Below are 25,142 nucleotides of genomic sequence, written 5' to 3' on the forward strand. Positions count from 1 at the left end.
GGTTCCCGTGTGAAAGTAGGTCATCGTCAGGCTCTTACAGCCCAGAAAACCCCAGTCTATTTAGACTGGGGTTTTTTGCTTTGCAGGTCCACAAACTTTTCGCTTTGAGTTGCGTGCAATAACTGGATTGCCTTGACTCTCGGAGCAGCCCGCTGATTCACTCTGCTTTTGCCATGCAACTACAAGAGATTCTGTATTCCCAAGGGTTTGGCACACGCCGCGTCTGCGCTGGACTGGTGCAGCAAGGTTGGGTGGCTGTGCGTGAGCCGACTGTGGCCGCAGCTGAGTACGAATACCGCCCTTGTACCGATGCGACCTCTGATTACGATCCCGAAGGGCTGGTTTTGCGGGTTCAGGGCGTTGACTGGCCCTACCATGCCAAGGCCTATGTGCTGCTGAACAAGCCTGCCGGGACCGAATGTTCCCAGAAGCCATCCACCTATCCCAGCATCTACACGCTGTTGCCCGCGCCATTGCGGCAGCGGCCTACAAAAAGTGCGGTGCAAGGGGTCCAGGCTGTCGGACGTCTCGATCAGGACACCACCGGCATGCTGCTGCTGAGCGATGACGGGCAGTTCATTCACCGCATGAGTTCGCCCAAGAAGCACGTGCCCAAGGTCTACCAGGTCACAACCAAGCACCCTGTGGATGGTGCCCAGGTGACCCAGTTATTGGCAGGAGTGGTGCTGGATGACGATCCCAAGCCGGTTCGCGCAGCAGGTTGCGAGGTGGTTGGCAGCCACCGCCTGGACCTGACCCTGACAGAAGGCAAGTACCACCAAGTCAAGCGCATGCTGGCTGCCGTGGGCAACCGGGTGGAAGGGCTGCACCGTTCCAGAGTTGGCGGCATGGATTTGCCTGCGGACCTGGCCCCTGGTGCCTGGCGCTGGCTTGGCGAAGATGAGATGCAGCTCTTGACCCAGGTTGGCTGAAGGAGGGGGTAGGGCAGTTGCCCATCAGTGCATCGCGCTGGGTGGCAGGGGCCCGGGGTAGGACGAGCTGATCGAAGAGCATACTGGTGCATGACCTTGATCAATGTTCATGTTTGACGCGCCGCGTTACTCCTGCAATCGCCGGGTACGGGTGGGCGGGACGCTACACTCACAGGCTGTGTTGAAAGTGGCTCTGTGAAGATTTTTTCGATTGCACGTACATGTGTTGCCCTGTGTGGGCTGTGGCTGTCCATCGGAGGCGCGGGCGCTTCAGTGCCCCCCCTGTTTGTTCTCAATTCGCTGGAGGCCAATGTCAGTGTCATTGACCCGGCGACCTGGACGGAGACAACCCGGATCCCTACGGGCAAAGAGCCGCACCATCTCTACCTGACACCGGATGAAAAGTCGGTGATCGTGGCCAATGCTTTGGGCGACACGCTGACGTTCATTGATCCGCGCACGGCCCAGGTACAGCGTATGGTGCGCGGCATTGTGGACCCTTACCACCTCCGCTTCAGTCCCGATATGAAGTGGTTCATTACCGCTGCGAACCGGTTGAACCATGTGGATTTTTATCGCTGGGATGGCAAGGACCTGACGCTGGTGCAGCGTGTGGCCACATCGCGCACGCCCAGCCATCTGTGGATCGACAGCCGCAGTACCACGGTGTACGCCACCATGCAGGACAGTGATGAGTTGGTGGCCATGGACATCGCCACCCAGACCATCAAATGGCGCATCAAGACCGGCACCATGCCGGCGGATGTGTACGGCAGTCCCGACGACAAGCGCTTGTTTGTCGGCTTGACCGGCAGCGACAGTGTTGAAGTGTTTGATGTCTCGGGGCGTGAGCCGGTCAGCGTTCGGAAGATCAAGACCGGCAACGGTGCCCATGCATTTCGCGCTGCAGGGGATGGCCGCCATCTCTACGTGAGCAACCGCGTGGCCAACTCCATCAGCAAGATCGACATGACAACTTACCAGGTGGTGGAGTCGTACCCCGTGCCGGGTGGCCCCGACTGCATGGATGTGTCTGCCGATGGACGCTTCATTTACGTGAGTTCGCGTTGGGCCCGCAAGCTGTCGGTGGTGGATACCGAAGCCAAGAAGGTCGTGCGGCAGGTCACGGTGGGCAAGTCACCCCACGGCGTCTGGACCTTGCACCACGCACCGCGTTGAGGGCGAGGGTGAAGGCCGTGCGCGCAAGGCTGGGCCACAAACCAATGTCGGGGTGGCAGTTTGCTATGTTATTTGTAGCAATAACCGCATGCCCATCGGATGCAAGCGCCCAAAATGATTGTAAGAAACCCCTGTATTTGACGTTCGACACCGGTCACATGGAGGTGGCGCCCCTGGTGGCCGATGTGTTGAACCGCCAGCAGGTGCGGGTGACTTTTTTTGCGGCCAACGAACGGACCAAGGAAGGCGACGGCAGCCTGGGCGACCACTGGGCGCCTTGGTGGCGCGCGCGCGCGGCCGAGGGCCACGAATTCGCCTCACACACCTGGGACCACACCTACTGGCGTGCGGATGTGGGCACGGCGCAAGCTCCGGTGTTTCGCGTGCGCCCTTCAGCAGGTCCCCGGGAGGGGCAGAGCTTTCAGATGTCGGCTGCCGAGTACTGCGCGGAGATTGGCCGTGCTGCCGATCGCCTGAAGGTGCTGACGGGCAAGACGCCGCTGCCTCTGTTCCGCGCGCCCGGAGGAAAAACATCCCCCCAGCTGATCGCCACCGCGCAGGCCTGCGGTTATGCGCATGTGGGCTGGTCGCCCGCAGGCTTTCTGGGGGATGAGCTGCCCAGTGAGAGCGCCAGCAATGCGGCCCTGCTGCGCAAGGCCTTGCGTGACGTGCGCAGCGGCGACATTCTGCTGGCGCACCTCGGTATCTGGTCGCGCAAGGACCCGTGGGCGCCAACCGTGCTGGAGCCCTTAATTGTGGGCCTCAAGCAGCAGGGTTTCTGCTTTCGGACCTTGCGGGAACACCCCCAGTATGGGGTCGTCCGCTGATGGACAACAGGGCGGTGGGTTGCGCGGATGCCGATGCAGGCGATTGCTGCGCGGCCTGTTGCAGCGTAGGCATGGGAGCATGATGTGATGGGATCGCTGAGCGGTTGGTTTGACGGTGTACAGCAGTGGCTGTTTGAGAGCGTGCTGCAGCCGCTGATGTTCTCGCTGGGCCTGAGCAGCGTGTTGGAGACTGGCTATGAGGCCGCAGGCTGGCTTCTGGTGGGATTGCTGCAGCTGGCGATGATCGTGGCCGTGATCGGCCCGATGCAGCACCTGTGGCCGGTGGAGCCGGTGACCAACCGAGCCACCATCCGCACCGACATCCTTTACACGCTGATCCACCGGCTGGGCGTGTTCCGCCTGGCCTTGTTCTTCACGGTGGACCCGCTGGCCGACTCCCTGTTCGGAGCTTTGCGCGTGGCGGGGATCAGCACCTTCCAGCTGGATGGCGTCTGGCCGGGGATCACGGACATCCCCTGGGTAAGCCTGCTGCTGTACCTGGTGGTGTTCGATTTTGTGGACTACTGGATCCACCGGGGCCAGCACCACTTCGAATGGTGGTGGCGCCTGCACTCCCTGCACCATGCGCAGCAGCAGATGACCATGTGGAGCGACAACCGCAACCACCTGCTCGACGACCTGCTGCGGGACACGATTTTGGTGGTTGTCGCGCAGGCGATTGGCGTGGCCCCGGGGCAGTTCATCGCCATTGTGGCCATCACCCAGCTCAGCGAGAGCTTTCAGCATGCCAATGTGCGTCTGTGGTTTGGCCACTGGGGCGAGCGCCTGTGGGTCAGCCCGCGTTTCCACCGCCTGCACCACAGCATTGGCATTGGCCATGAGACGGTGAAGCCTGCGGTGGCTGCAGCCGACGGTGCGAAGTCCGAAGGACCCCGTGTGGTGCTGGGCGGCCACAATTTCGGGGTGCTGCTGCCCTGGTGGGACATGCTGATGCACACGGCCAACTTCGAATGGCGCTTTGACCCCACCGGCGTGCGCGACCAGGTCGAGCCCGATGCGAAAGGGCGGTTGCGCGACTACGGCCAGGGGTTCTGGTCCCAGCAATGGCGGGGCGTGCTGAGGTTGTTCGGCAAAGCCTGATTTGTCTCCCCCCCTTAGGCACCCAAGGTATGCTTGCCGACATGGGACTTCTGCTTGACTCTTTCTGGCGCGCTGCGGTCTATTGCCTGCGGCCGCGTGTTGTGGCCCTGTCGGTCTTGCCGCTATTGCTGATGGTGGCTTTGGCACTGGGCCTAGGTTATTTCTACTGGGATGTGGCGGTTCAGGGCATGCGCGCAATGCTGGATGCCTCCACGTTACTGGCCAGCGTCTGGAGCTGGCTCCAGGGCTGGGGCCTGGGGGATGTGACTGCCGTGATGGCCCCCCTGATGGTGGTGCTGGCCGTGGCGCCCGTGCTGGTGGTGGTGTCGCTGCTGGCAGTGGCCGTGCTCATGACACCCGCCCTGGTGGCTTTGGTGGCCGAGCGGCGGTTTCCCGATCTGGAGCGCAAGAAGGGCGGCTCCTTCATTGCCAGCGTGGCCTGGTCGGTGGGCTCCACCCTGCTGGCGCTGGTGGCCCTTGTGGTGTCGGTTCCGCTGTGGCTGGTGCCGCCGCTCGTGCTGGTGCTGCCGCCCCTGATCTGGGGCTGGCTCACCTACCGGGTCATGGTGTTTGATGCTCTGGCCGACCATGCCAGCAAGGAAGAGCGTCAGGAGATCTTCCGCCGCCACCGCAGCAGCCTGCTGGGCATTGGCATCATCACCGGCTACCTGGGGGCGGCGCCCAGCATTGTCTGGGCGTCCGGGGTCGTGTTTGCAGCGGCCTTTTTCATCCTGGTTCCGCTGGCCATCTGGATCTACACCCTGGTGTTCGCGTTCTCGTCGCTCTGGTTTACCCATTACGGTCTGGCAGCGCTGCAGCGCCTGCGTGCCGAGTCTGCCGGGCTGGCGCCCGTGGTTGTCACTGCCGATGTGGCCGATGCCGCCGGGCCTCCTGCGGTGGTGGCTTCTGCGTTGCCCGCCGCGTCCTCTGCAGCCGCCTTGCCTCCGGCTCCATCTCCGACCTCCGAGAATCCAGCACCATGACCCCCACCTTCGGCCTCATCATCGTGGGCGATGAAATCCTGTCGGGCAAACGTGCCGACAAGCACATGCCCAAGGTCATTGAGCTTCTGGCGGCACGAGGCCTGTCGCTGGCCTATGCGGACTATGTGGGCGATAGCCCTGACCGCATCACGGCGACCCTGCAGCGTGCCTTTGCATCGGGCGACGTGGTGTTCTCGTGCGGCGGGATTGGTGCCACGCCCGACGACCACACGCGCCAGTGTGCCGCCCGCGCCCTGGGGCGTGAACTGCTGCTGCACCCTGAGGCCGAGGCCCTGATCCGCGAACGTATGCAGGACGTGGCGCGGGAGCAAGGCGTGCCCTACGAGGCCGACCGGCCCGACAACATCCATCGGCTCAACATGGGGGTGTTTCCGGCAGGGGCCCGCATCATTCCGAATCCCTACAACAAGATCCCCGGCTTCAGCTGCGAGGGTGCGGGCGGAGGGGCCGTGCATTTTGTGCCGGGCTTTCCCGTGATGGCCTGGCCCATGATCGAAGAGGTGCTGGAGCGGCACTACGCGGAATTCTTCAACCGCACGCCCCAGACCGAGCAGTCGGTGGTGGTCTACGGCGCCATGGAGGCGGCGTTGACGCCTCTCATGGAGCGCATTGAAAAAATGCATCCGCTGGTGCGGGTGTTCAGTCTGCCCAGCGTGGATCATCCACAATACGGGCGGCATATCGAGCTGGGCGTCAAAGGGCCGGCATCCTCGGTTCCTGCTGCATGGCAGGATCTGAAACAAGGGTTGCACGAATTTGGTGCAAATTGCGGCCCTGAATTGGTGCGCAATCTGTGATGTTCAGGCTTGATCCAAGGATTGCACTGTTTTGGTGCTTTTTGGCGGATGCCGTGCCAACCCGTAGTCTGCGGCGCTCCTTCATAGTGCGGTAGTGCACTCGGCTGGCACGCAAACTGCTTTTATTTCGGCAAAATCTTTTTTCAACAAGCGCTTTACCCAGGAGAACCTGATGGCCAAGACCGTTGCAGACGTGATGAAGATGGTGAAGGAGAACGAAGTCAAGTTCGTTGACTTCCGTTTCACCGATACCCGTGGCAAACAACAGCACACCACGGTGCCCGTCTCTCACTTCGACGAAGACAAGTTCACTTCGGGCCATGCCTTTGACGGCTCGTCGATCGCCGGTTGGAAGGGCATTGAAGCCTCCGACATGCAGCTGATCCCCGACCCGAGCACGGCCAACATCGATCCTTTCTTCGAAGAAACGACGCTGATCCTGACCTGCGACGTGATCGAGCCCACCGACGGCAAGGCCTATGACCGCGACCCACGCTCCATCGCCAAGCGCGCTGAAGCCTACCTGAAGGCCTCCGGCCTGGGCGACACCGCTTACTTCGGTCCCGAGCCAGAATTCTTCATCTTCGACGGCGTGCGCTGGAGCACCGAACCCAACAACACGTTCTACGAAATCGAAGAGTACGAAGCCCCCTGGAATACCGGCGCCAAGCTCGAAGGCGGCAACCGCGGCCACCGTCCCACCGTCAAGGGCGGCTACTTCCCCGTGCCTCCCGTTGACAGCACGCAAGACATGCGCGCCGAGATGTCCCTGATCCTCGAATCCCTGGGCATCCCGGTCGAAGTGTTCCACCACGAAGTGGCGGGCGCTGGCCAGAACGAAATCGGCACCAAGTTCAGCACGCTGGTCGAGCGCGCCGACTGGACCATCCTGCAAAAGTACGTGATCCACAACGTGGCCAACGCCTACGGCAAGACCGCCACGTTCATGCCTAAGCCTTACCACGGCGACAACGGCTCCGGCATGCACGTGCACCAGTCCGTGTGGAAGGACGGCAAGAACCTGTTCGCTGGCGACGGCTATGCCGGTCTGTCGGACTTCGCGCTGTACTACATCGGCGGCATCATCAAGCACGCCCGTGCCCTGAACGCCATCACCAACCCCGGCACCAACAGCTACAAGCGCTTGGTGCCCCACTTCGAAGCCCCGGTGAAGCTGGCCTACTCGGCCAAGAACCGTTCTGCCTCGATCCGCATTCCTTATGTGGCCAACCCCAAGGGCCGTCGCGTGGAAGCCCGCTTCCCCGATCCACTGATGAACCCCTACCTGGGCTTCGCTGCCCTGCTGATGGCCGGTCTGGACGGCGTGGAAAACAAGATCCATCCTGGCGAAGCCGCCACGAAGGACCTGTACCACCTGCCTCCAGAAGAAGACAAGCTGGTGCCCACCGTGTGCCACAGCCTGGACCAGGCCCTGGAGCACCTGGACAAGGACCGCGCGTTCCTGACCAAGGGTGGCGTGTTCACCGACAGCATGATCGACGCCTACATCGATCTGAAGATGAACGAAGTGACCCGCTTCCGCATGGCCGTGCACCCTGTCGAGTACGACATGTACTACTCGCTGTAATCGTCTGCTTGCAGACCATTGCTCAAAAAGGCGGCGCAAGCCGCCTTTTTTCATGGGCGGGCGAAGAGGGCGGACGCGTCGAACGCATGCGACGGAACCAAGGCGTCAGGTGTTGCATCCGTATACACAGCCCTGCAAGGGTCTGTCTTTGTTGGATTGGAGATGCGGGGTGATTGGGGGATACTCCCTCGACCCCTGCATGTCCGTGCGAGGAAACCGAATGAATAAAACACTCATCACCCTGCTCCTCACCGCCGCCACCGTCCCCGTAGTCCAGGCGCAAGACCGCATCTACCGTTGCGGCAACGAATACACCAACAACGCGCAGCAGGCCAAGGAGCGTGGCTGCAAACTGGTCGAAGGGGGCAATGTCACCGTGGTGCAGGGCACCCGCCCGGCGTCTGCTGCAGCCCCTGCCGCCGGTGGCGGTGGCGCTGCAGCCACGTCTTCCGCCACATCACCCGCCACTGCGCCCCGCGTGAGCAACAACGAGCAAAAGTCCCGCGACTCGGATGCCCGTGCCATTCTGGAGTCCGAGCTGCGCAAGGCGGAAACGCGCCATGCCGAACTGCTCAAGGAATACAACAACGGCGCGCCCGAGCGCAATGCGCTGGATCTGCGCAACCCTCAGCGCTACACCGAGCGCACGGCCGAACTCAAGGCCAGCCTGGCTCGCAGCGAGAGCGACATTGCAGGGATCAAGCGCGAGATTGCCCGCCTGCCTGCCCCTGCTGCACCCACCAACTGATAGCGGTGATTGCGCGTGAGTGCCCCTTCTTCCTCCGACCTTCCCGGCACTGACACCGGGCGTTTTCATTCCCTGGACCTGATGTCCACCCTGGTGGCGGTGCTGCGTGCGGATGATGGTGCCGTGCAGTTTGCCAACGCCGCCCTGGAAAACACGCTGGGCCTCTCGCGCCGCACCCTGGAAGGGGCGGACTTCTCCACCTTCTTCACCGACCCCGCCTTGCTGCAGACCGCCCTGGCGGGCGCCCGGGGCAAGGATTTTGCAGCGCTGCGCTACGAGGCCAGCCTGAAACGCCTGCACCAGGACCCGGTGCCCGTGCATGTCAACGTGGCCGATGCCGAGCAGGTGGGCGAAATCCTGGTGGAGCTGTGGCCCTTGGAGCAGCAAGCGCGCCAGGACCGCGAAGAGCGCCTGCGCGACCAGGCCCAGGCCAACAAGGAGCTGATCCGCAACCTGGCCCATGAAATCAAGAACCCGCTGGGCGGCATTCGGGGCGCGGCGCAACTGCTGGAGATGGAGCTTGACAACCGCGAGCTCACCGAATACACCCAGGTCATCATCCACGAGGCCGACCGCCTGCAAAGCCTGGTGGACCGGCTGCTCGCGCCGCACCGCCATCCGCACCTGGTGGGCGACGTGAACATCCACGAGGTGTGCGAGCGTGTGCGTTCGCTGGTGCTGGTCGAATACCCGCAGGGCCTCAAGGTCCAGCGCGACTACGACACCTCCATCCCCGAGTTCCGGGGCGACCGCGCCCAGCTCATCCAGGCGCTGCTGAACATCGTGCAAAACGGCGCCCAGGCGCTCACCGACCGCATTGCTGCGGGCGATGCCGTGATCACACTGCGCACCCGCGTGGCCCGCCAGGTCACGTTCGGCCGGCAGCGCTACCGGCTGGCACTGGAATTGCATGTCATCGACAACGGACCGGGCGTACCCGATGCCATCAAGGAACGGATTTTTTATCCACTGGTGTCGGGGCGGGACGGCGGATCAGGGCTGGGGCTGACGTTGGCGCAAACCTTCGTGCAGCGCCACCACGGGTTGATCGAATGCGACAGCGTACCGGGTCGCACCGACTTCCGCATCCTGATCCCGCTGCCTTGACAACCACGCACGACGGTCCCTGACACGCAACCACAGGGAAGGTTAGAAAAACATATGAAGCCGATCTGGATAGTAGATGACGACCCCTCGATCCGCTTCGTCCTGGAGAAGGCGCTGGCCCGCGAGAACCTGCCCACGCGCAGCTTCACGCACCCCCGCGAAGTGCTGGACGCACTGGCCGATGTCACCGCAGGCGACCCTGCCCGCCAGGGCCCCCAGGTTCTGGTGAGCGACATCCGCATGCCCGGCGGTTCGGGCCTGCAGCTGCTGGAGAAGGTGCGCGAGCTGCAGCCCGGCCTGCCCGTCATCATCATGACGGCGTACTCCGACCTCGACAGCGCCGTGTCGGCCTTTCAGCGCGGCGCGTTCGAATACCTGCCCAAGCCTTTCGACCTGCCCAAGGCAGTGGAACTGATCCGCCGCGCGGTGGAAGAAAGCCAACGCGAAGAAGTCACCGAAGAACGCCAGACCGCGACCCCCGAAATGCTGGGCCAGGCGCCCGCCATGCAGGACGTGTTCCGCGCCATCGGGCGGTTGTCGCAAAGCCAGGTCACGGTGCTCATCACCGGCGAATCGGGCTCGGGCAAGGAACTGGTGGCGCGTGCGCTGCACAAGCATTCGCCCGTGGCAGACGGCCCCTTTGTGGCCATCAACACCGCAGCCATCCCCAAGGACCTGCTGGAGAGCGAACTCTTCGGCCACGAGCGCGGCGCCTTCACCGGAGCCCAGACCCAGCGGCGCGGCCGCTTCGAGCAGGCCGAGGGCGGCACGCTGTTCCTCGACGAAATCGGCGACATGCCGTTTGACCTGCAGACGCGCCTGCTGCGCGTGCTGTCGGACGGCCAGTTCTACCGCGTGGGCGGCCATGCGGCTGTCAAGGCCCATGTGCGCGTGATTGCTGCCACTCACCAGAACCTGGAGCAGCGCGTCAAGGAAGGCGGCTTCCGCGAGGACTTGTTCCACCGCCTCAACGTGATCCGCCTGCGCCTGCCCGCGCTGCGCGAGCGGCACGAAGACGTGCCCATGCTCACGCGCCACTTCCTGCAGCAAAGCGCGCGGCAGCTGGGCGTGGAACCCAAGCGCATCGCCGACTCGGCGCTCGCGCGGCTGGAGCAGTTCGCCTTCCCCGGCAACGTGCGCCAGCTGGAGAACATCTGCCACTGGCTGACAGTGATGGCACCCGCGCAGGTGATCTCCCTGCAAGACCTGCCCCCTGAAGTGCTGGAGGCCCCGGTCTACCAGCCGCCGGTGCGCGCCACGCCGGGTGCAGAACCTGCGGCCACGGTCACATCCATGCCCGTGGCGCCGTTGGCCGCGGTGGTGCCCGTGGCGCAGGCCCCTGCCGCGCCGCAGCCTGCGTCCGACATGGTGGGAGGGCTGCACCACCCTGCGGTGCCTGCGCCCATGCCTGCCGCCGCGCCATCCTGGTCGGCCGATGCGGTGGCAGCCGCAGCCCCCGCTGCGGCAGTCCACAGCTGGGAGCAGGCGCTGGAAACCGAGGCGCAAAAGCTGCTGGCGGGCGGCCAGCCCGAGGTGTGGGATGCGCTCACGCGGCGCTTTGAGTCGCGCCTGATCCGCACGGCCCTGGTGGCCACCCATGGGCGCCGCATGGAAGCCGCGCAGCGCCTGGGTATTGGGCGCAACACCATCACGCGCAAGATCCAGGAGCTGGGGCTGGACGCACCCGACGAGGCGTAACTGCCCGCGTCGTGGCTGCATAGCCGGATTGAAAAGAGCCCCTGGCAGCGGCAAGCTGCCAGGGGCTCTTTGACTTGGGTGATTCAAAAATCAAGGAAAAAGAGGCCGTTTGCGCGCGCCCCTATTTCCTTTATAGCTATTGAATCAGTAGCAAATCAACCCAGGGTCACCACCACCGGTGTGTGGTCGCTGGGCTGCGGGTTCTTGCGTGGGGCGCGGTCCACCACGCAGGCCGTCACCGTGGGCTTGAGGGCCTCGCTCACCAGAATGTGGTCGATGCGCAGGCCCCGGTTTTTCTGGAAGCCCAGCATGCGGTAGTCCCACCACGAGAAGCTCTTGTCGGGTTGCTCGAACATGCGGAACGCATCGGTCAGGCCCAGCCCCAGCAGCGCCTGGAAGTGGTTGCGTTCTTCGGTCGTGTGGTGGATGGTCTCGCGCAGGCCCTCGGGGTCGTACGAGTCGCGGTCTTCGGGGGCCACGTTGAAGTCGCCCACCAGCACCAGGCGCGGGTGGGCGGCCATCTCTGCGCGCACCATGTCCTGCAGCGCCTGCAGCCAGCGCATCTTGTAGGCAAACTTTTCCGAACCTGGTTCCTGGCCGTTGACGAAGTAGCCGTTGAGCAGGCGCAGGGGGCCTGCCGGCGTGTCCAGCGTGGCGGCGATGACGCGGGCCTGCTCGTCGCCAAAGGCGGGGATGTTGCGCACCACATCGCGCAGCGGGTGGCGGCTGAGGATGGCCACGCCGTTGTAGGTCTTCTGGCCAAAGGCGGCGGCTTCGTAGCCGGCCTCTTTCAGGGCGTCGTGCGGAAACTTGTCATCGGTGAGCTTGAGTTCCTGCAGGCACAGCGCATCGACCGGGTTGGCGGCCAGCCAGGCCAGCACCTGGGGCAGGCGCACCGACAGGGAGTTCACATTCCAGGTGGCGATTTGCATAGATTTTTTTGGCCCTTTGCGCCCGTCCATCAAGCGCTAGTAGCTATCAATAAGTGAGTAAAAGCGCAGTGGCACTCAGGCCGCGCGCACGTAGGTCACAAAGCTGAACGGCAGTCCGTTGCTGCCCACCTGGCGGCTGCTGCGTGCCGACTCGGCCCATTCCGGGCCGAGCGTGGGGGCGTAGGCGTCGCCGTCGAAGGGCTGGTCGATCTCGGTCACCTCCACGCGGTCGGCCAGGGGCAGGGCTTCGGCGTAAATCTGCGCGCCGCCGATCACCCACACCGTCTGGGCCGCATCGCATTGCGCCAGGGCCTCGGCCAGGCTGCCTGCGCGGTGCGCGCCGTCGGCCTGCCAGTCGGTCTGGCGCGTCACCACGATGTTGCTGCGGCCGGGCAGGGGGCGAAAGCGCGGAGGCAGCGAGTCCCAGGTCTTGCGGCCCATGACCACCGGGCAACCCTGGGTGAGCTGCTTGAAGTGCGCCATGTCCTCGGCCAGGTGCCAGGGGAGCTGGTTGTCCCGGCCGATGACGCCATTGGCGGCGCGGGCGTAGATGAGGTGCAGGGGCATGGGGCTCGGTGTTTTGTGGGGGTTGATCTGGTCAGATGTGCAGGGCGGCGAGCGCGCCCACGCCCAGGCCCACGGCGGCCACGCCATACATGCCGTATTCCAGCCACTTCTTCTTGGTCAGCAGCGCAATGGCGGCCAAGGCAATTGCCACCTGCAGCGCCGTGGTGGCCTGGGCCCAGCGGTGGTGCTGGTGCATCTGGGCTTCGCTTTTCTGGTCGAAGGCATGGGCATCGGCCTCCAGCTTTTCGGCCACGGCCTTGATCTCGTTCTTTTCTTTTTCGTAGCGGTCGATCTTGCCCTGGTACTTGGCCTTTTCGGTCTCGGCCGGGGTCAGGTCACGTGCCAGTTCGGCCAGGCTTTGTTTGGTGCTTTTGGACTGGAAGTAATTCCACTGGTTGGAGGCCTCGGTCTTCTTGATGGCCGCATCGTTCTTGAGCAGCCCGGCATTGGCCTGCGTGGCCCCGCCCATGTAGGCAAAGATGGCACCCACCGTGGCCACGATGGCGGTGAACATGGCGATCTTGTTCATGGACGAGCCATTGCCCTCCGCGCCATGGCTGGAGGCGTGGTCGCCATGGTGGCCATGGGTGGCATGCTCGACTGCGTGGTCGTGGGGGCCGTGTACGTGAAATCCGCCGGAAGACATGGGTAAGCGTGGGGGTGATGGTTGTGGATGAATGGACGCCGGGCAAGCGCTACTGCGTTTGCCTGCGGAAACGGGTTTTAAGGGCGGGCGCCGGTTGGGGCTACACCGCCACGGGCGCCTTGATGGCCGGGTGGCACTGGTAGTCCACCACTTCAAAGTCTTCGTACTGGTAGTCGAAGATGCTGTCCGGCTTGCGCTTGATGTTCAGTACGGGGTAGGGGTAGGGCGTGCGCGCCAGCTGCGTCTCAACCTGTTCGTGGTGGTTGCTGTAGATGTGGCAGTCGCCGCCGGTCCAGATGAAGTCGCCCACATCCAGGTCGCACTGCTGCGCCACCATGTGGGTCAGCAGCGCATAGCTGGCGATGTTGAAGGGCACCCCGAGGAAGATGTCTGCGCTGCGCTGGTAGAGCTGGCAGCTCAGCGTGCCGCGCCCGCCGGGCTCCTGCGCCGGGGCTACGTAGAACTGGAAGAACGCATGGCAGGGCATGAGCGCCATCTTGTGCAGCTCGGCCACGTTCCAGGCGCTCACGATGATGCGGCGCGAGTCGGGGTTGGTCTTGAGCGTTTGGATCACGTCGCTGATCTGGTCGATGTGCCCGCCGTCCGGCGTGGGCCAGCTGCGCCACTGCACGCCATACACCGGGCCCAGGTCTCCATCCTCGCGCGCCCATTCGTCCCAGATGGTCACGCCACGTTCTTTCAGCCAGTTGTTGTTGCTCGATCCGGTGAGGAACCACAGCAGCTCCTGGATGATGGACTTGAGGTGCACCTTCTTGGTGGTGACCAGAGGAAAGCCTTCCTTCAGGTCAAACCGCATCTGGTGCCCGAACACGCTGGTCGTGCCGGTGCCCGTGCGGTCCGACTTGTGCACGCCGTGGGTGAACACATGGCGCATGAAGTCTTCGTACTGGGAGCGCGCGGGGCGGGCGAGCAAGGCAGGAGCTGCCGGGGCGGCAGAAGGCTGGGTCATGGGATCGATCACTCAGAGTGGGGCGCCGCCATCAAAAGGTGGCCGTTGCCGACAGCGGATTTTATGCGGAGCGGGAGAATGCGGGACTCGCCTTCCATCCCTTGCATCTGCCATGACGACTCCTGCCACTCCCGCCACCATCCGCCCCCTCGAAGCTGCCGACTGGCCCGCCGTATGGCCCATCCTGCGCGCCACCTTTCAGGCGGGCGACACGTATGCCTTTGCCCCTGACAGCACCGAGGGCGAGATCCACAAAGCCTGGGTAGAACTGCCTGCCGCAACCTTTGTTGCCCGCGGCGTGGGCGGGCAGATTTTGGGCACCTACTTCATCAAGCCCAACCAGGCCGGGCTGGGCGCCCATGTGTGCAACTGTGGCTATGTGGTGGCGCCGGTCGCGCAGGGGCAAGGCGTGGCCTCGTTGATGTGCGAGCATTCCCAGCAGCAGGCGGTGGCCATGGGTTTTCGGGCCATGCAGTTCAACCTGGTGGTGGCCAGCAATGTGCGCGCCGTGCGGCTGTGGCAGCACCTGGGCTTTGCGGTCGTGGGCACGCTGCCCGGGGCCTTCCGGCACCACACGCTGGGCTATGTCGATGCCCACGTGATGTTCAAGACGCTGGTGGCCTGAGCTTTTCCCTGATGCAAAAAAAGGACTCCCATGCGGGAGCCCTTTCATGGGGGCGGGGGGAAACACTTCCACATGGTGGCAGCACCCACAACCGTGAGATGCCACCACCATGGGAAGTCCCGCAACTGTGTCAATCGATCAACCGATTACATGGCGCTGAATTCGCCCGAAGGGATCTGGCCGGTGCGCAGGGCTTCAGCAGCCTGGGCACGCACAGCAGCGCGGTCAGCGGTGGACTTGTAGGTCACCACGCGCGAACCAGCAGGCTCCTGGCTGCGGGTCTGTGCCACGGTAGCGGCTTCGGCAGCCACTTCAGCGCGGGTGCGGTTCGTGTCGAACTTCAGGGCAAATTGCGAGCTGTCGGCTTCGTCAGCGTGTGCGCCAAAGGCAGAGAAAGCAGCCACAGCGGCGATGGAGATGATACGAGCGGTCTTGTTCATGGTGAAACTCCGGTGAAATTCAAAAAACAGGGATGTACGGGGCAATACGAAACAGCAAGAGCGGTGGATTCAGCGAATCAGGCGCTGACCAATCAACCACGCTCGCCGTAGGCGATCTGGCCGGTGCGCACAGCGTCGGCAGCCTGGGCACGCACAGCAGCGCGGTCAGCGGTGCTCTTGTAGGTCACCACACGCGAACCAGCAGGCTCTTGGCTGCGGGTCTGGGCCACAGTGGCGGCTTCAGCGGCCACTTCGGCGCGGGTGCGGTTGGTTTCGAATTGGGTGGCGAACTGCGAAGCATCGGCTTCGTCAGCGTGGGCACCAAACGAGGCGAAAGCAGCGACAGCGGCGATGGAGAGGAAACGTGCGGTGTTGTTCATGATGGATAAGTCCTTGAAGTTAAAAAAGCGTCTCAAAAAAGCCGGGTCAAAAAACCATTCCTGAACCGGGTTCGGTGAGTCGCCTTGCGGGTTCGGCTCATCGATGGGATGAACTGTACGCCGATGGTGTTCAGAGAAAAACCACCGAGTCGCGAACTGACTGTTCCAGTATTCGAAACAGTGGGGACGAACAGGGTGCGCCCTTGTGCCGAGTTTGCGCAGTGCCCCGCAGCGCCATGGCAGGCATCCCAGGCCCGCAATGCACATACCCAATTGATGTATCTAGGTATAAATCCTGAGATTCTGGCGAAAATTAGTATGTGTAAGGCTTTTCAAAGTATCAACTGAGCATCAGAGCATCGGTATCGTTCAGCCCATCAATGCCGTGATCCGACCGGCGTTGAATGGCAGATCCATACCAACTACGCAGGAGACGTTCCGATGCCCCGTTCCACCCGTCCACACACCCGCCTGGCCCTGGCCGTTGCCGCCTTGGCGGCATCGCTGTGCGGCGCCGCTGCGCATGCGCAGACCGAGCTCGTGATTGCCACCGTGAACAACGGCCACATGATCGAGATGCAGAAGCTCAGCAAGAACTTCGAGCAGGCCCACCCCGACATCAAGCTCAAGTGGGTGACGCTGGAAGAGGGCGTGCTGCGCCAGCGCGTGACGACCGACATCGCCACCAAGGGTGGCCAGTTCGACGTGATGACCATCGGCATGTACGAGGCGCCCATCTGGGGCAAAAAGGGCTGGCTGCAGGAGCTGAAGACTGACGCCGCCTACGACGTGGACGACCTGCTGCCCGCCGTGCGCAACGGCCTGTCCATCGACGGCAAGCTGTTCGCGGCGCCGTTCTACGGCGAAAGCTCGATGCTCATGTACCGCAAGGACCTGGCCGACAAGGCGGGCGTGCAAGTGCCCGAGCGCCCCACCTGGCCGCAGATCAAGGACCTGGCCGCCAAGATCCACGACCCCAAGAACGGGGTGTACGGCATCTGCCTGCGCGGCAAGCCGGGCTGGGGCGACAACATGGCCTTCCTGTCCACGCTGGTCAACACCTTTGGTGGCCAGTGGTTCGACATGCAGTGGAAGCCGCAGCTCGAATCCAAGCCCTGGAAGGAAGCGATCAATTTCTACGTGGACCTGCTGAAGAACTACGGCCCGCCTGGCTCGTCGGCCAACAGCTTCAACGAGATCCTGGCGCTGACCAACTCCGGCAAGTGCGGCATGTGGGTGGATGCGACCATCGCCGCGTCGTTTGTGGCCGACCCCAAGCAGTCCAAGGTGGCGGACCAGATGGCGTTTGCGCAGGCTCCCACCATGAACACGCCCAAGGGCGCCAACTGGCTGTGGTCGTGGAATCTGGCGATCCCCGCAGGGTCCAAGAAGGTGGATGCCGCGCAGAAATTCATCACCTGGTCCACCAGCAAGGACTACATCCAGCTCGTGGCCAAGACCAACGGCTGGGCCAACGTACCCACCGGCACGCGCAAGAGCACCTATGCGTCACCTGAGTTCCAGAAGGCCGCCCGCTTTGCCGCCGCCGAGAAGGTCGCCATCGACTCGGCCAACCCGACCGATTCGACCCTGCCCAAGAGCCCGTACGTGGGCGTGCAGTTCGCGGCGATTCCTGAGTTCCAGGCCATCGGCATTGCGGTGGGGCAGCAGATGAGCGCCGCGCTCGCAGGCAAGACGACGGTGGATGCTGCGCTGAAGGCATCGCAGGTGTCGGCTGACCGTGAGATGAAGAAGGCTGGCTACTACAAATAGGCATTCATTCGGCTACTGCGCGGGCCGATCCGGGGCCGGTGTTCCTCGCCGTACGAGAGTACGGCTGCGGTACAGCGACCCCGCCTCGGCCCGCTCGCGACGCCGACTGAACGCCTATTTCCGCTGGACTTTTTTCTGAGGCTCCCATGAACCGCCGCCTGCTCCCCCGTCTGCTGCTCACGCCAGCCATGGCCACGCTCTTCCTGTGGATGATCGTGCCGCTGGTGATGACGATCTACTTCTCGCTCATCCGCTACAACCTCATGCAGCCCGACCAAACGGGCTTTGCTGGGCTGGAGAATTTCGAGTACTTCGTCACTGACCCATCGTTCGGCGCGGCAGTGGTCAACACCATCTTGCTGCTGGGCAGCGTGATCCTCATCACGGTGTTCTTCGGCGTGGCGATCGCGCTGCTCATCAACGAGCCGTTCCCGGGCCGGGGCATCGTGCGGGTGCTGCTGATCTCGCCGTTCTTCGTCATGCCCACGGTGAACGCGCTGATGTGGAAGAACATGATGATGAACCCCATCTACGGCGTGCTCGCGCAGGTGTGGATGTTCTTTGGCGCACAGCCCGTGGACTGGCTTACCGACCACCCGCTGTTCTCCGTCATCGTCATGGTGTCGTGGCAGTGGCTGCCGTTCGCCACGCTGATCTTCATGACCGCGCTGCAGAGCATGAACCACGAGCAGCTGGAAGCCTCGCGCATGGACGGTGCCAACTACCTGCAGCAGCTGCGCTACCTGTACGTGCCGCACCTGGGCCGCTCGGTGGCCGTGGTGGTCATGATCGAACTCATCTTCTTGCTCAGCATCTTTGCCGAGATCTACACCACCACCGCCGGTGGGCCGGGCGATGCGAGCACCAACGTCACCTTCCTGATCTTCAAGCAGGCGCTGCTCAACTTCGACGCGGGCGTGGCCTCTGCCGGCGCGCTGTTCGCCGTCGTGCTGGCCAATATTGCGGCGGTTTTCCTGATCCGTATGGTCGGCAAGAACCTCGACAAGTAAGACCCAGGGGCAACGAACATGACAACAACCAAACGACGCCGTTCCAACTTTCCGCTCGGCCTGCTGGCCTTGCGCACCGCAGCCGCCTGGGGCGTGGCCCTGCTGCTGTTCTTCCCGCTGGGGTGGCTGTTCCTCACCGCCTTCAAGACCGAGCTGCAGGCCATCGCCGTGCCGCCGCTGTTCGTCTTCACGCCGACGCTGGAGAATTTTCACGAGGTGCAGGAGCGCAGCGACTACCTGCTGTATGCCAAGAACTCGGTCATCACCAGCGTGCTCTCCACCCTGCTGGGCCTGATGCTCGCCGCCCCTGCGGCCTACGCCATGGCCTTCTTCAAGGGCAAGTACACCAAGGACATCCTGATGTGGATGCTCTCCACCAAGATGATGCCCGCCGTGGGCGCGCTGGTGCCCATCTACGTGCTGGCGCAAAAGAGCCACCTGCTGGATACGCAGCTTGCGCTCATCATCGTGTTCGCGCTGTCCAACCTGCCCATCATGGTCTGGATTCTGTACTCGCACTTCAAGGACATCCCGCACGAGATCCTGGAGGCCGCGCGCATGGACGGCGCCACGCTATGGCAGGAGGTGCGCCTGGTGCTGCTGCCGCTGGGCATGGGCGGCCTGGCATCCACCGGCTTGCTGTGCCTTGTGCTGTCGTGGAACGAGGCTTTCTGGAGCCTGAACCTCAGCGCCGCCAAGGCCGGCACGCTCGCCACGCTGATCGCGTCGTACTCCAGCCCCGAGGGCCTGTTCTGGGCCAAGTTGTCTGCGGCTTCGCTCATGGCCATTGCGCCCATCGTGGTGTTCGGCTGGTTCAGCCAGAAGCAGCTCGTCCAAGGTCTCACGTTCGGCGCGGTCAAGTAAAGCGCAGCGTTCATCTCCCCAGTTTTCAAAGCATTCAGGAACCCGATTCCATGGCCTACCTTCAACTGCGCGGCATCGAGAAATTCTTTGGTGAACACCGCGCCATCAAGGGCATCGACCTCTCCATCCAGCAAGGCGAGTTCATCGTCTTCGTCGGCCCCTCGGGCTGCGGCAAGTCGACGCTGCTGCGGCTGATCGCAGGGCTTGAAGCCATCGACGGTGGCTCGCTCATGCTCGACGGCCGAGATATCACCGACCAGCCGTCGAGCAAGCGCGACCTGGCCATGGTGTTCCAGAGCTACGCGCTGTACCCGCACATGAGCGTGTACGAGAACATGAGTTTTGCGCTCAAGCTCGCCAAGGCGGACAAGCAGGTCATCGACGAGAAGGTGCAGAACGCCGCGCGCATCCTCAACCTCACGCAGTACCTGCAGCGCACGCCCAAGGAGCTGTCGGGCGGGCAGCGCCAGCGCGTGGCCATCGGCCGCGCCATCGTGCGCGCGCCCAAGGTGTTCCTGTTTGACGAGCCACTGTCCAACCTTGACGCGGCGCTGCGCGGCCAGACCCGTGTAGAGATCGCCAAGCTGCACCGCGACCTGGGTGCGACCACCATCTACGTCACGCACGACCAGGTGGAGGCCATGACGCTGGCCGACCGCGTGGTGGTGCTGCGCGACGGCGTCATCGAGCAGGTGGGCACGCCGCTGGAGCTGTACGACAAACCTGCCAACCAGTTCGTGGCCCAGTTCATCGGCACGCCGCAGATGAATGTGGTGCCCTTGCCGCAGTTGCCATCGCCCGTGCAGCAGCAGGCACCCGCCGGGGCGGAGGGCGGCGCCATCGGCCTGCGACCTGAGAACATCACTGTACGCAACACCGGCGCGACGCCGGTGCCGGGTCGGGTGGACCTGGTGGAAGCACTGGGTGCAGAGACGCTGATCTACGTGAGCACGCCCAGCGGCGCGCAGTTTGTGGCGCGCCAGAACGACCGCACAGGCCTGCGCGCTGGCGATGCGGTGAGCCTGGACATCGACGCCTCGCAAGGCCACTGGTTCGACCCCCAAGGCCGTGTGGTGGCCCGACAGGCTGCATGACGGTCATGAGCCTCCAATTCCCACTCCACGGCAAGGTGGCGGCCATCACTGGCGCGGCCTCTGGCATTGGCTTTGCCAGCGCCCAGGTCATGGCCGATGCGGGCGCGCGCGTGGTGCTGATCGACCGCGACGAGGAGGCGCTCGCCAAGGCCTGCACGGCCATTGGCGAACGCGCTTCGCCGCTGGTGCTCGATCTGCTGGATGCCAAGCAGTGCGCCAGCCTGCTGCAGCGCACGCTGGGCATCGCGGGCCCACTCGACATCTTTCATGCCAACGCGGGGCTGTATGTGGGCGGCGATCTCGTCGATGCCGACCCTGACGCCATCGACCGCATGCTGAACCTGAACGTCAACGTAGTGATGAAGAACGTGCACAACGTGCTGCCCCACATGATCGAGCGCGGCCGGGGGGACATCATCGTCACCAGCTCGCTGGCAGCGCATTTCCCCACGCCGTGGGAGCCCGTCTACGCGTCGTCTAAGTGGGCGGTCAACTGCTTCGTGCAGACCGTGCGCCGTCAAGTCTTCAAGCATGGCATCCGCGTGGGCTCCATCTCGCCCGGGCCCGTCATCACCTCGCTGCTGGCCGACTGGCCCGCGGAGAAGCTCGCCGAGGCCAAGGCCAGCGGCAGCCTCATCGAGGCCTCCGAAGTGGCCGATGTGGTGCTCTTCATGCTCACCCGCCCGCGCGGCATGACCATCCGCGACGTCGTGATGATGCCCACCAATTTTGATCTCTAGAAACCCGCTGTCACGCACCATGAATTTCATCCTGCACCTGGGCCTGGGCTCCTTCCACCGCGCGCACCAGGCCGTCTATATGCACCAGTTGCGCCAGCAGGGCAGCACGGACTGGGCCATCGCGGGCGGTAACCTGCGCCCCGACATGGCAGACACGATTGCGGCCCTGCAGGCGCAGGGCGGGCGCTACACGCTGGAGACCGTCACGCCCCAGGGCGAGCGCAGCTACACCGTCATCGAGTCGATTCAGCGCGTGATCCCGTACCAAGACGACCTTGCCCCGCTGATCGCCGCCGGTGCCGATCCGGCCACGCGCATCATCAGCTTTACGGTGACCGAGGCAGGCTACTACCTGGATGCCCAGAACCAGCTCGACTGGTCCACGTTTGCCGACCTGCGCGCCGACCTCGCGGCCGTGAAGGCGGGACAAGCTGGCCACACGATCTACGGTGGCCTGGTCAGCATCCTGCGCGCGCGCAGGGCAGCCGGGACGGGCCCCGTGACGCTGATGAACTGCGACAACCTGCGCCACAACGGCGAGCGCTCGCGCAACGGCCTGCTGCAGTTCATCGAGGCGCTGGGCGATGAGCCACTGAAAGAGTGGGTGGTGCAGAACACCACCAGCCCCAACGCCATGGTGGACCGCATCACGCCGCGCCCCACGCCCGATGTGGCCGAGCGCGTGAAGGCTGCAACGGGTTGGGACGACAAGGCTGCCCTGATGGGCGAGAGCTTTATCCAGTGGGTGATCGAAGACGACTTTATCGCCGGCCGGCCCGCGTGGGAGACGGTAGGCGTGGAGATGGTGCAGTCGGTGCAGGCACACGAAGAGGCCAAGATCCGCCTGCTCAACGCCACCCACAGCTGCATTGCCTGGGCGGGCACGCTGGTGGGCTACCAGTACATCCACGAAGGCACGCACGATGCGGCCATCCGCCAAATGGCCTACGACTACGTGACCGACGATGCGATCCCCGTGCTGCTGCCGTGCCCCATCGACCTCGCGCGCTACCGCGACGTGGTGCTGGACCGCTTTGGTAACCCCGCCATCGCTGACACCAACCAGCGCGTGGCCATGGACGCGTTCTCCAAGATCCCAGGCATGATCGCGCCCACCATCCGCGACAAGCTGGCGCGCAATGCATCGTTTGACAGCGTAGCCCTGCTGCCCGCACTGTTCCTGGCCTACCTGCAGCGCTGGCATGCCGGGCAGATCCCCTACACCTACCAGGACCAGGCCATGGACCCGGCCGTGGCCCATGCCATCTGCGATGCCGCCGACCCCGTAGCCGCCTTCGCAGCCGACACCACCCTGTGGGGCGAGATGGCCAGCCACCCCCGGCTGGTGGATGCCCTGCGCAAAGCCTACGCCCGCGTGCTGGCCTTTGTGGCGCAGCGGACAGGCGCCTGATGCTGGTGTAACTTCCGTCCAGCACCACCACCATGACCGTGAAAACGTCCACCGCCCCGCGCCAGACCAAACCCGAGCTGGAGCACGACTATGTGCGCTCGCCCGCACTGGGCTACGAGTCGCCGGACACTGCGGGCTTCATCCGTTGCCTGGCCCACGGGTTTCCCACGCCGCTGGCGCGCTGGCACTACCACGACGAGTACGAGCTGCACCTCATCACGGCCACCTCGGGCAAGGTGTTTGTGGGCGACTGGATCGGGCAGTTTCAGCCCGGCCATCTGGTGCTGACGGGCCCGCGCCTGCCGCACAACTGGATCAGCATGGATCTGCCCGAAGGCGGTGTGCCGCTGCGCGACCTGGTGATCCAGTTCTCGCACGCGCCGCTGGTGGCCAGCAGTGAAAGCATTCCTGAGCTGCGCGAGGTGCTGCCCCTGCTGGAGCGCGCGCGCCACGGCATCGAGTTCTTCGGCATGGAGGCGCAGGCGCAAGAACACTGGCACCGCATCAAGGCGCGGCAAGGCCTGGCCCGGTTTGGCGCGTTCTGCGAATTTCTGAGCGATCTGGCGCGTTGCACCGACTTTCGCCTGCTGTCGAGCACGCAACTGCAAAGCGAAGACAACGACGCCCAGCTTGACCAGATCAACGCCATCGTGAGCCGCATCACCGACCACCTGGCCGAGCCCCTGGCCGCCGCTGACCTGGCGCAGGAGCTGGGCATGACCGAGAGCCGCTTCTCGCGCTTCTTCCGCCGCGCCACGGGCAACACCTTCACCGACTTCGTGAACCTGGTCCGCGTGAACCGCGCGTGCCAGCTGCTCATGGAGTCCGACCGCTACATCACCCACATCGCGTACGACGTGGGCTTCAACAACATGGCCAACTTCAACCGCCGCTTCCTGGACATCAAGGGCATGACGCCCAGCGAGTTTCGCAAGCAGGGCGCGGGAAGGTTTGGCAAGGTGTGAGGCCCGCAGCGGTCTGGAGGGTGAAGGGCTGGTGAGTGTTGAAGATCGTTCCCACCGAATCACCCTGCGACCCTCCCCCGCGTCACCCACCCACCGTTCGGGCTGAGCCTTTCGAAGCCACGGCCCGCCCTCCAATCTGATCCTGCGCCCGCGTGGCATCCCGCCGACCCCGCCACCCACCATGTACCTCGGAATCGATTTGGGCACCTCGGGTGTCAAGCTCCTGCTGCTGGACGATGCGCAAGCCGTGGTCGCCACGGCCGATGCTGCCGTGCCCCAGCACCGCCCCCGGCCCACATGGAGCGAACAGCACCCGGCCGACTGGTGGGCAGCCCTGGAGGCTGCCGTGGCGCAGCTGCGCGCGCAGGTGCCTGCCGCCTGGGCGCAGGTGCGCGGCATCGGCCTGTCGGGCCACATGCATGGCGCGGTGGTGCTGGGGGCGCAGGGCCAGGTGCTGCGCCCCGCCATCCTGTGGAATGACGGCCGCGCCAGCGCCGAATGTGCGCAGCTGGAAGACGCCGTGCCCACCTCGCGCCAGATCACCGGCAATCTCGCCATGCCCGGCTTCACCGCGCCCAAGCTGCAGTGGCTGCGCACGCACGAGCCCGCCGTGTTCGACCAGATCCGCACCGTGCTGCTGCCCAAGGACTGGCTGCGTCTGCAACTCAGCGGCGATGCAGTGAGCGACATGTCCGACGCATCAGGCACGCTGTGGCTGGACGTGCAGGCCCGCGCCTGGAGCCCGGCCATGTTGCAAGCCTGTGGGCTCGATACATTGCACATGCCCGCACTGGCCGAGGGCAGCGCGCCCACGGGCACGCTGCGCAGCGACGTGGCGCGCCGCTGGGGGCTCGGTAAAGGTGTCGTCGTGGCCGCTGGCGCGGGCGACAATGCCGCCAGTGCCGTGGGTGTGGGCGCCCGCACTGCCGGGCAGGGCTTTGTGTCGCTGGGCACCTCGGGCGTGGTCTTTCGGGTGACGGATGCATTTGCGCCTGCCACCGAGCGCGCCGTGCATGCCTTTGCCCACGCGCTGCCGCAGCGGTGGCACCACATGTCGGTCATGCTCAGTGCAGCGAGTGCGTTTGGCTGGGTCACCCGGCTCACAGGGCGCGGTGACGAGGCGCAACTGTCGGACGCCGTGGGCGCTTTGGCACCCGGCCGCCGTGCCCTGGCACCTTTGTTTTTGCCCTACCTGAGCGGCGAACGCACGCCGCACAACAACGCGGCGGCCACCGGCGTTTTCATGGGCCTGCGCGCCGAGCACGACGCGGCGGACCTGGCCTATGCCGTGATGGAAGGCGTGGGCTTTGGCCTGCTTGATGGCCTCAATGCGATGCGCGCCGCAGGGGCCGGGCAGGGCGATGCTGCGGTTGATGCTGCTGGTTCGACCGCCCCTGTTCAGGCTGAACTTGTCGATGCCCGTACAGCACCAGGCGCCGCCGACAGCGCCCTGGCTTTGGTCGGTGGTGGCGCGCGCAGCAACCCCTGGGCGCAACTGTTGGCCAGCGCTTTCGACACCTCTTTGCAGCGCCCGCAGGGCGCACACGCCGCCGCCGCTCTGGGCGCGGCCCGCCTGGCGGCCATGGCCTGTGGCGGGGACGAGGCCCACTGGTGCCAGCCCTTGACTGCTGATGCCATCTTCATGCCACAGCCTGCACAACAAGCCTTGCTGGCCGACCGCTATGCCCGATTTGTCGCGCTGTACCCCGCACTGCAATCGCAGTTCTGACGCGCTGCCTGCTTC

Annotated in this window: 25 protein-coding genes; 19 read left to right on the forward strand and 6 right to left on the reverse strand. The window is 64.3% G+C overall.

What is annotated here, in order from left to right:
• Positions 1–173: 173 nt before the first annotated feature.
• The 10 genes from CBY09_RS16800 to ntrC all read left to right on the forward strand — a co-directional run bounded on the left by CBY09_RS16800 (position 174) and on the right by ntrC (position 10,981).
• Entirely contained in the window at positions 174–932 is a 759-nt protein-coding gene (locus tag CBY09_RS16800) for a 16S rRNA pseudouridine(516) synthase (RefSeq protein ID WP_094290750.1), read from the forward strand.
• A gap of 195 nt (positions 933–1,127) precedes the next feature.
• Positions 1,128–2,111, forward strand: coding sequence for a YncE family protein (locus CBY09_RS16805; RefSeq protein WP_094290751.1), 984 nt, complete (start codon positions 1,128–1,130; stop codon positions 2,109–2,111).
• A 65-nt stretch (positions 2,112–2,176) separates the two neighbouring features.
• The gene (locus CBY09_RS16810; RefSeq protein WP_240515763.1) at positions 2,177–2,938 is read left to right on the forward strand and encodes a polysaccharide deacetylase family protein; all 762 of its coding nucleotides are present in this window, start codon (positions 2,177–2,179) and stop codon (positions 2,936–2,938) included.
• A gap of 87 nt (positions 2,939–3,025) precedes the next feature.
• The gene (locus CBY09_RS16815) at positions 3,026–4,039 is read left to right on the forward strand and encodes a sterol desaturase family protein (protein WP_094290753.1); all 1,014 of its coding nucleotides are present in this window, start codon (positions 3,026–3,028) and stop codon (positions 4,037–4,039) included.
• A 41-nt stretch (positions 4,040–4,080) separates the two neighbouring features.
• A complete protein-coding gene (locus CBY09_RS16820; protein WP_094291200.1) occupies positions 4,081–5,022 on the forward strand; it encodes an EI24 domain-containing protein in 942 nt (313 codons plus the stop codon).
• Entirely contained in the window at positions 5,019–5,840 is an 822-nt protein-coding gene (locus tag CBY09_RS16825) for a competence/damage-inducible protein A (protein WP_094290754.1), read from the forward strand. Before CBY09_RS16820 ends, CBY09_RS16825 begins: the two co-directional genes overlap by 4 nt.
• A gap of 172 nt (positions 5,841–6,012) precedes the next feature.
• Positions 6,013–7,428, forward strand: coding sequence for a type I glutamate--ammonia ligase (glnA, locus tag CBY09_RS16830; RefSeq protein ID WP_094291201.1), 1,416 nt, complete (start codon positions 6,013–6,015; stop codon positions 7,426–7,428).
• A 220-nt stretch (positions 7,429–7,648) separates the two neighbouring features.
• Positions 7,649–8,176 carry a hypothetical protein gene (locus CBY09_RS16835; RefSeq protein WP_094290755.1) on the forward strand — a complete coding sequence of 176 codons (528 nt, stop codon included), beginning with the start codon at positions 7,649–7,651 and terminating at the stop codon, positions 8,174–8,176.
• Between the two features lie 81 nt (positions 8,177–8,257).
• Positions 8,258–9,283: a nitrogen regulation protein NR(II) gene (gene glnL, locus CBY09_RS16840; protein ID WP_094290756.1), complete on the forward strand. Its 1,026-nt coding sequence runs from the start codon at positions 8,258–8,260 to the stop codon at positions 9,281–9,283.
• A gap of 54 nt (positions 9,284–9,337) precedes the next feature.
• Positions 9,338–10,981, forward strand: a complete 1,644-nt coding sequence (gene ntrC, locus CBY09_RS16845; protein ID WP_094290757.1) for a nitrogen regulation protein NR(I) — start codon at positions 9,338–9,340, stop codon at positions 10,979–10,981.
• A 155-nt stretch (positions 10,982–11,136) separates the two neighbouring features.
• Here the strand turns inward: ntrC and xth are convergent, their stop codons facing one another.
• From xth to CBY09_RS16865, 4 genes are all read right to left on the reverse strand, one after another.
• A complete protein-coding gene (xth, locus tag CBY09_RS16850; RefSeq protein ID WP_094290758.1) occupies positions 11,137–11,913 on the reverse strand; it encodes an exodeoxyribonuclease III in 777 nt (258 codons plus the stop codon).
• A 75-nt stretch (positions 11,914–11,988) separates the two neighbouring features.
• Positions 11,989–12,480 carry a dihydrofolate reductase gene (locus tag CBY09_RS16855; RefSeq protein ID WP_094291202.1) on the reverse strand — a complete coding sequence of 164 codons (492 nt, stop codon included), beginning with the start codon at positions 12,478–12,480 and terminating at the stop codon, positions 11,989–11,991.
• Positions 12,481–12,511: 31 nt separating this feature from the next.
• Positions 12,512–13,126, reverse strand: a complete 615-nt coding sequence (locus tag CBY09_RS16860) for a DUF4337 domain-containing protein (protein ID WP_094290759.1) — start codon at positions 13,124–13,126, stop codon at positions 12,512–12,514.
• 100 nt (positions 13,127–13,226) lie between these two features.
• Positions 13,227–14,096, reverse strand: a complete 870-nt coding sequence (locus tag CBY09_RS16865) for a thymidylate synthase (RefSeq protein WP_094290760.1) — start codon at positions 14,094–14,096, stop codon at positions 13,227–13,229.
• Between the two features lie 112 nt (positions 14,097–14,208).
• Between CBY09_RS16865 and CBY09_RS16870 the strand changes: the two genes are divergently transcribed.
• Positions 14,209–14,721 (forward strand): GNAT family N-acetyltransferase, encoded by a 513-nt coding sequence (locus CBY09_RS16870; RefSeq protein ID WP_094290761.1) that lies wholly within the window; start codon positions 14,209–14,211, stop codon positions 14,719–14,721.
• 146 nt (positions 14,722–14,867) lie between these two features.
• On the opposite strand, the gene CBY09_RS16875 is transcribed toward CBY09_RS16870, so the two are convergent.
• Positions 14,868–15,161: a DUF4148 domain-containing protein gene (locus CBY09_RS16875; protein WP_094285955.1), complete on the reverse strand. Its 294-nt coding sequence runs from the start codon at positions 15,159–15,161 to the stop codon at positions 14,868–14,870.
• 92 nt (positions 15,162–15,253) lie between these two features.
• The gene (locus CBY09_RS16880; RefSeq protein ID WP_094290762.1) at positions 15,254–15,541 is read right to left on the reverse strand and encodes a DUF4148 domain-containing protein; all 288 of its coding nucleotides are present in this window, start codon (positions 15,539–15,541) and stop codon (positions 15,254–15,256) included.
• A 441-nt stretch (positions 15,542–15,982) separates the two neighbouring features.
• Here CBY09_RS16880 and CBY09_RS16885 point away from each other — a divergent pair, with 441 nt between their 5' ends.
• From CBY09_RS16885 to xylB, 8 genes are all read left to right on the forward strand, one after another.
• Positions 15,983–17,314, forward strand: coding sequence for an ABC transporter substrate-binding protein (locus CBY09_RS16885; RefSeq protein WP_094290763.1), 1,332 nt, complete (start codon positions 15,983–15,985; stop codon positions 17,312–17,314).
• Between the two features lie 146 nt (positions 17,315–17,460).
• The gene (locus CBY09_RS16890) at positions 17,461–18,324 is read left to right on the forward strand and encodes a carbohydrate ABC transporter permease (protein ID WP_094290764.1); all 864 of its coding nucleotides are present in this window, start codon (positions 17,461–17,463) and stop codon (positions 18,322–18,324) included.
• A gap of 18 nt (positions 18,325–18,342) precedes the next feature.
• On the forward strand, positions 18,343–19,188 hold the full coding sequence (locus CBY09_RS16895; protein ID WP_094290765.1) for a carbohydrate ABC transporter permease: 846 nt from the start codon (positions 18,343–18,345) through the stop codon (positions 19,186–19,188).
• Between the two features lie 50 nt (positions 19,189–19,238).
• A complete protein-coding gene (locus CBY09_RS16900; RefSeq protein ID WP_094290766.1) occupies positions 19,239–20,282 on the forward strand; it encodes an ABC transporter ATP-binding protein in 1,044 nt (347 codons plus the stop codon).
• A complete protein-coding gene (locus tag CBY09_RS16905) occupies positions 20,279–21,022 on the forward strand; it encodes an SDR family oxidoreductase (protein ID WP_420807457.1) in 744 nt (247 codons plus the stop codon). Before CBY09_RS16900 ends, CBY09_RS16905 begins: the two co-directional genes overlap by 4 nt.
• Positions 21,023–21,041: 19 nt before the next feature.
• A complete protein-coding gene (dalD, locus tag CBY09_RS16910) occupies positions 21,042–22,433 on the forward strand; it encodes a D-arabinitol 4-dehydrogenase (protein WP_094290767.1) in 1,392 nt (463 codons plus the stop codon).
• Between the two features lie 32 nt (positions 22,434–22,465).
• Positions 22,466–23,398 (forward strand): AraC family transcriptional regulator, encoded by a 933-nt coding sequence (locus CBY09_RS16915; protein WP_094290768.1) that lies wholly within the window; start codon positions 22,466–22,468, stop codon positions 23,396–23,398.
• 181 nt (positions 23,399–23,579) lie between these two features.
• Positions 23,580–25,127 carry a xylulokinase gene (gene xylB, locus CBY09_RS16920; protein WP_094290769.1) on the forward strand — a complete coding sequence of 516 codons (1,548 nt, stop codon included), beginning with the start codon at positions 23,580–23,582 and terminating at the stop codon, positions 25,125–25,127.
• The last annotated feature ends 15 nt before the right edge of the window (positions 25,128–25,142 follow it).

The organism is Acidovorax kalamii (assembly GCF_002245625.1).
Classification (GTDB): Bacteria; Pseudomonadota; Gammaproteobacteria; order Burkholderiales; family Burkholderiaceae_C; genus Acidovorax; species Acidovorax kalamii.

Coding starts and splice junctions, on each gene's coding strand:
- CBY09_RS16800 (WP_094290750.1), top strand. CDS start 174: ATGCAACTACAAGAGATTCTGTATTCCCAAGGGTTTGGCACACGCCGC.
- CBY09_RS16810 (WP_240515763.1), top strand. CDS start 2,177: ATGTTATTTGTAGCAATAACCGCATGCCCATCGGATGCAAGCGCCCAA.
- CBY09_RS16815 (WP_094290753.1), top strand. CDS start 3,026: ATGGGATCGCTGAGCGGTTGGTTTGACGGTGTACAGCAGTGGCTGTTT.
- CBY09_RS16820 (WP_094291200.1), top strand. CDS start 4,081: ATGGGACTTCTGCTTGACTCTTTCTGGCGCGCTGCGGTCTATTGCCTG.
- CBY09_RS16825 (WP_094290754.1), top strand. CDS start 5,019: ATGACCCCCACCTTCGGCCTCATCATCGTGGGCGATGAAATCCTGTCG.
- glnA (WP_094291201.1), top strand. CDS start 6,013: ATGGCCAAGACCGTTGCAGACGTGATGAAGATGGTGAAGGAGAACGAA.
- CBY09_RS16835 (WP_094290755.1), top strand. CDS start 7,649: ATGAATAAAACACTCATCACCCTGCTCCTCACCGCCGCCACCGTCCCC.
- glnL (WP_094290756.1), top strand. CDS start 8,258: ATGTCCACCCTGGTGGCGGTGCTGCGTGCGGATGATGGTGCCGTGCAG.
- ntrC (WP_094290757.1), top strand. CDS start 9,338: ATGAAGCCGATCTGGATAGTAGATGACGACCCCTCGATCCGCTTCGTC.
- xth (WP_094290758.1), bottom strand. CDS start 11,913: ATGCAAATCGCCACCTGGAATGTGAACTCCCTGTCGGTGCGCCTGCCC.
- CBY09_RS16855 (WP_094291202.1), bottom strand. CDS start 12,480: ATGCCCCTGCACCTCATCTACGCCCGCGCCGCCAATGGCGTCATCGGC.
- CBY09_RS16860 (WP_094290759.1), bottom strand. CDS start 13,126: ATGTCTTCCGGCGGATTTCACGTACACGGCCCCCACGACCACGCAGTC.
- CBY09_RS16865 (WP_094290760.1), bottom strand. CDS start 14,096: ATGACCCAGCCTTCTGCCGCCCCGGCAGCTCCTGCCTTGCTCGCCCGC.
- CBY09_RS16870 (WP_094290761.1), top strand. CDS start 14,209: ATGACGACTCCTGCCACTCCCGCCACCATCCGCCCCCTCGAAGCTGCC.
- CBY09_RS16875 (WP_094285955.1), bottom strand. CDS start 15,161: ATGAACAAGACCGCTCGTATCATCTCCATCGCCGCTGTGGCTGCTTTC.
- CBY09_RS16880 (WP_094290762.1), bottom strand. CDS start 15,541: ATGAACAACACCGCACGTTTCCTCTCCATCGCCGCTGTCGCTGCTTTC.
- CBY09_RS16885 (WP_094290763.1), top strand. CDS start 15,983: ATGCCCCGTTCCACCCGTCCACACACCCGCCTGGCCCTGGCCGTTGCC.
- CBY09_RS16890 (WP_094290764.1), top strand. CDS start 17,461: ATGAACCGCCGCCTGCTCCCCCGTCTGCTGCTCACGCCAGCCATGGCC.
- CBY09_RS16895 (WP_094290765.1), top strand. CDS start 18,343: ATGACAACAACCAAACGACGCCGTTCCAACTTTCCGCTCGGCCTGCTG.
- CBY09_RS16900 (WP_094290766.1), top strand. CDS start 19,239: ATGGCCTACCTTCAACTGCGCGGCATCGAGAAATTCTTTGGTGAACAC.
- CBY09_RS16905 (WP_420807457.1), top strand. CDS start 20,279: ATGACGGTCATGAGCCTCCAATTCCCACTCCACGGCAAGGTGGCGGCC.
- dalD (WP_094290767.1), top strand. CDS start 21,042: ATGAATTTCATCCTGCACCTGGGCCTGGGCTCCTTCCACCGCGCGCAC.
- CBY09_RS16915 (WP_094290768.1), top strand. CDS start 22,466: ATGACCGTGAAAACGTCCACCGCCCCGCGCCAGACCAAACCCGAGCTG.
- xylB (WP_094290769.1), top strand. CDS start 23,580: ATGTACCTCGGAATCGATTTGGGCACCTCGGGTGTCAAGCTCCTGCTG.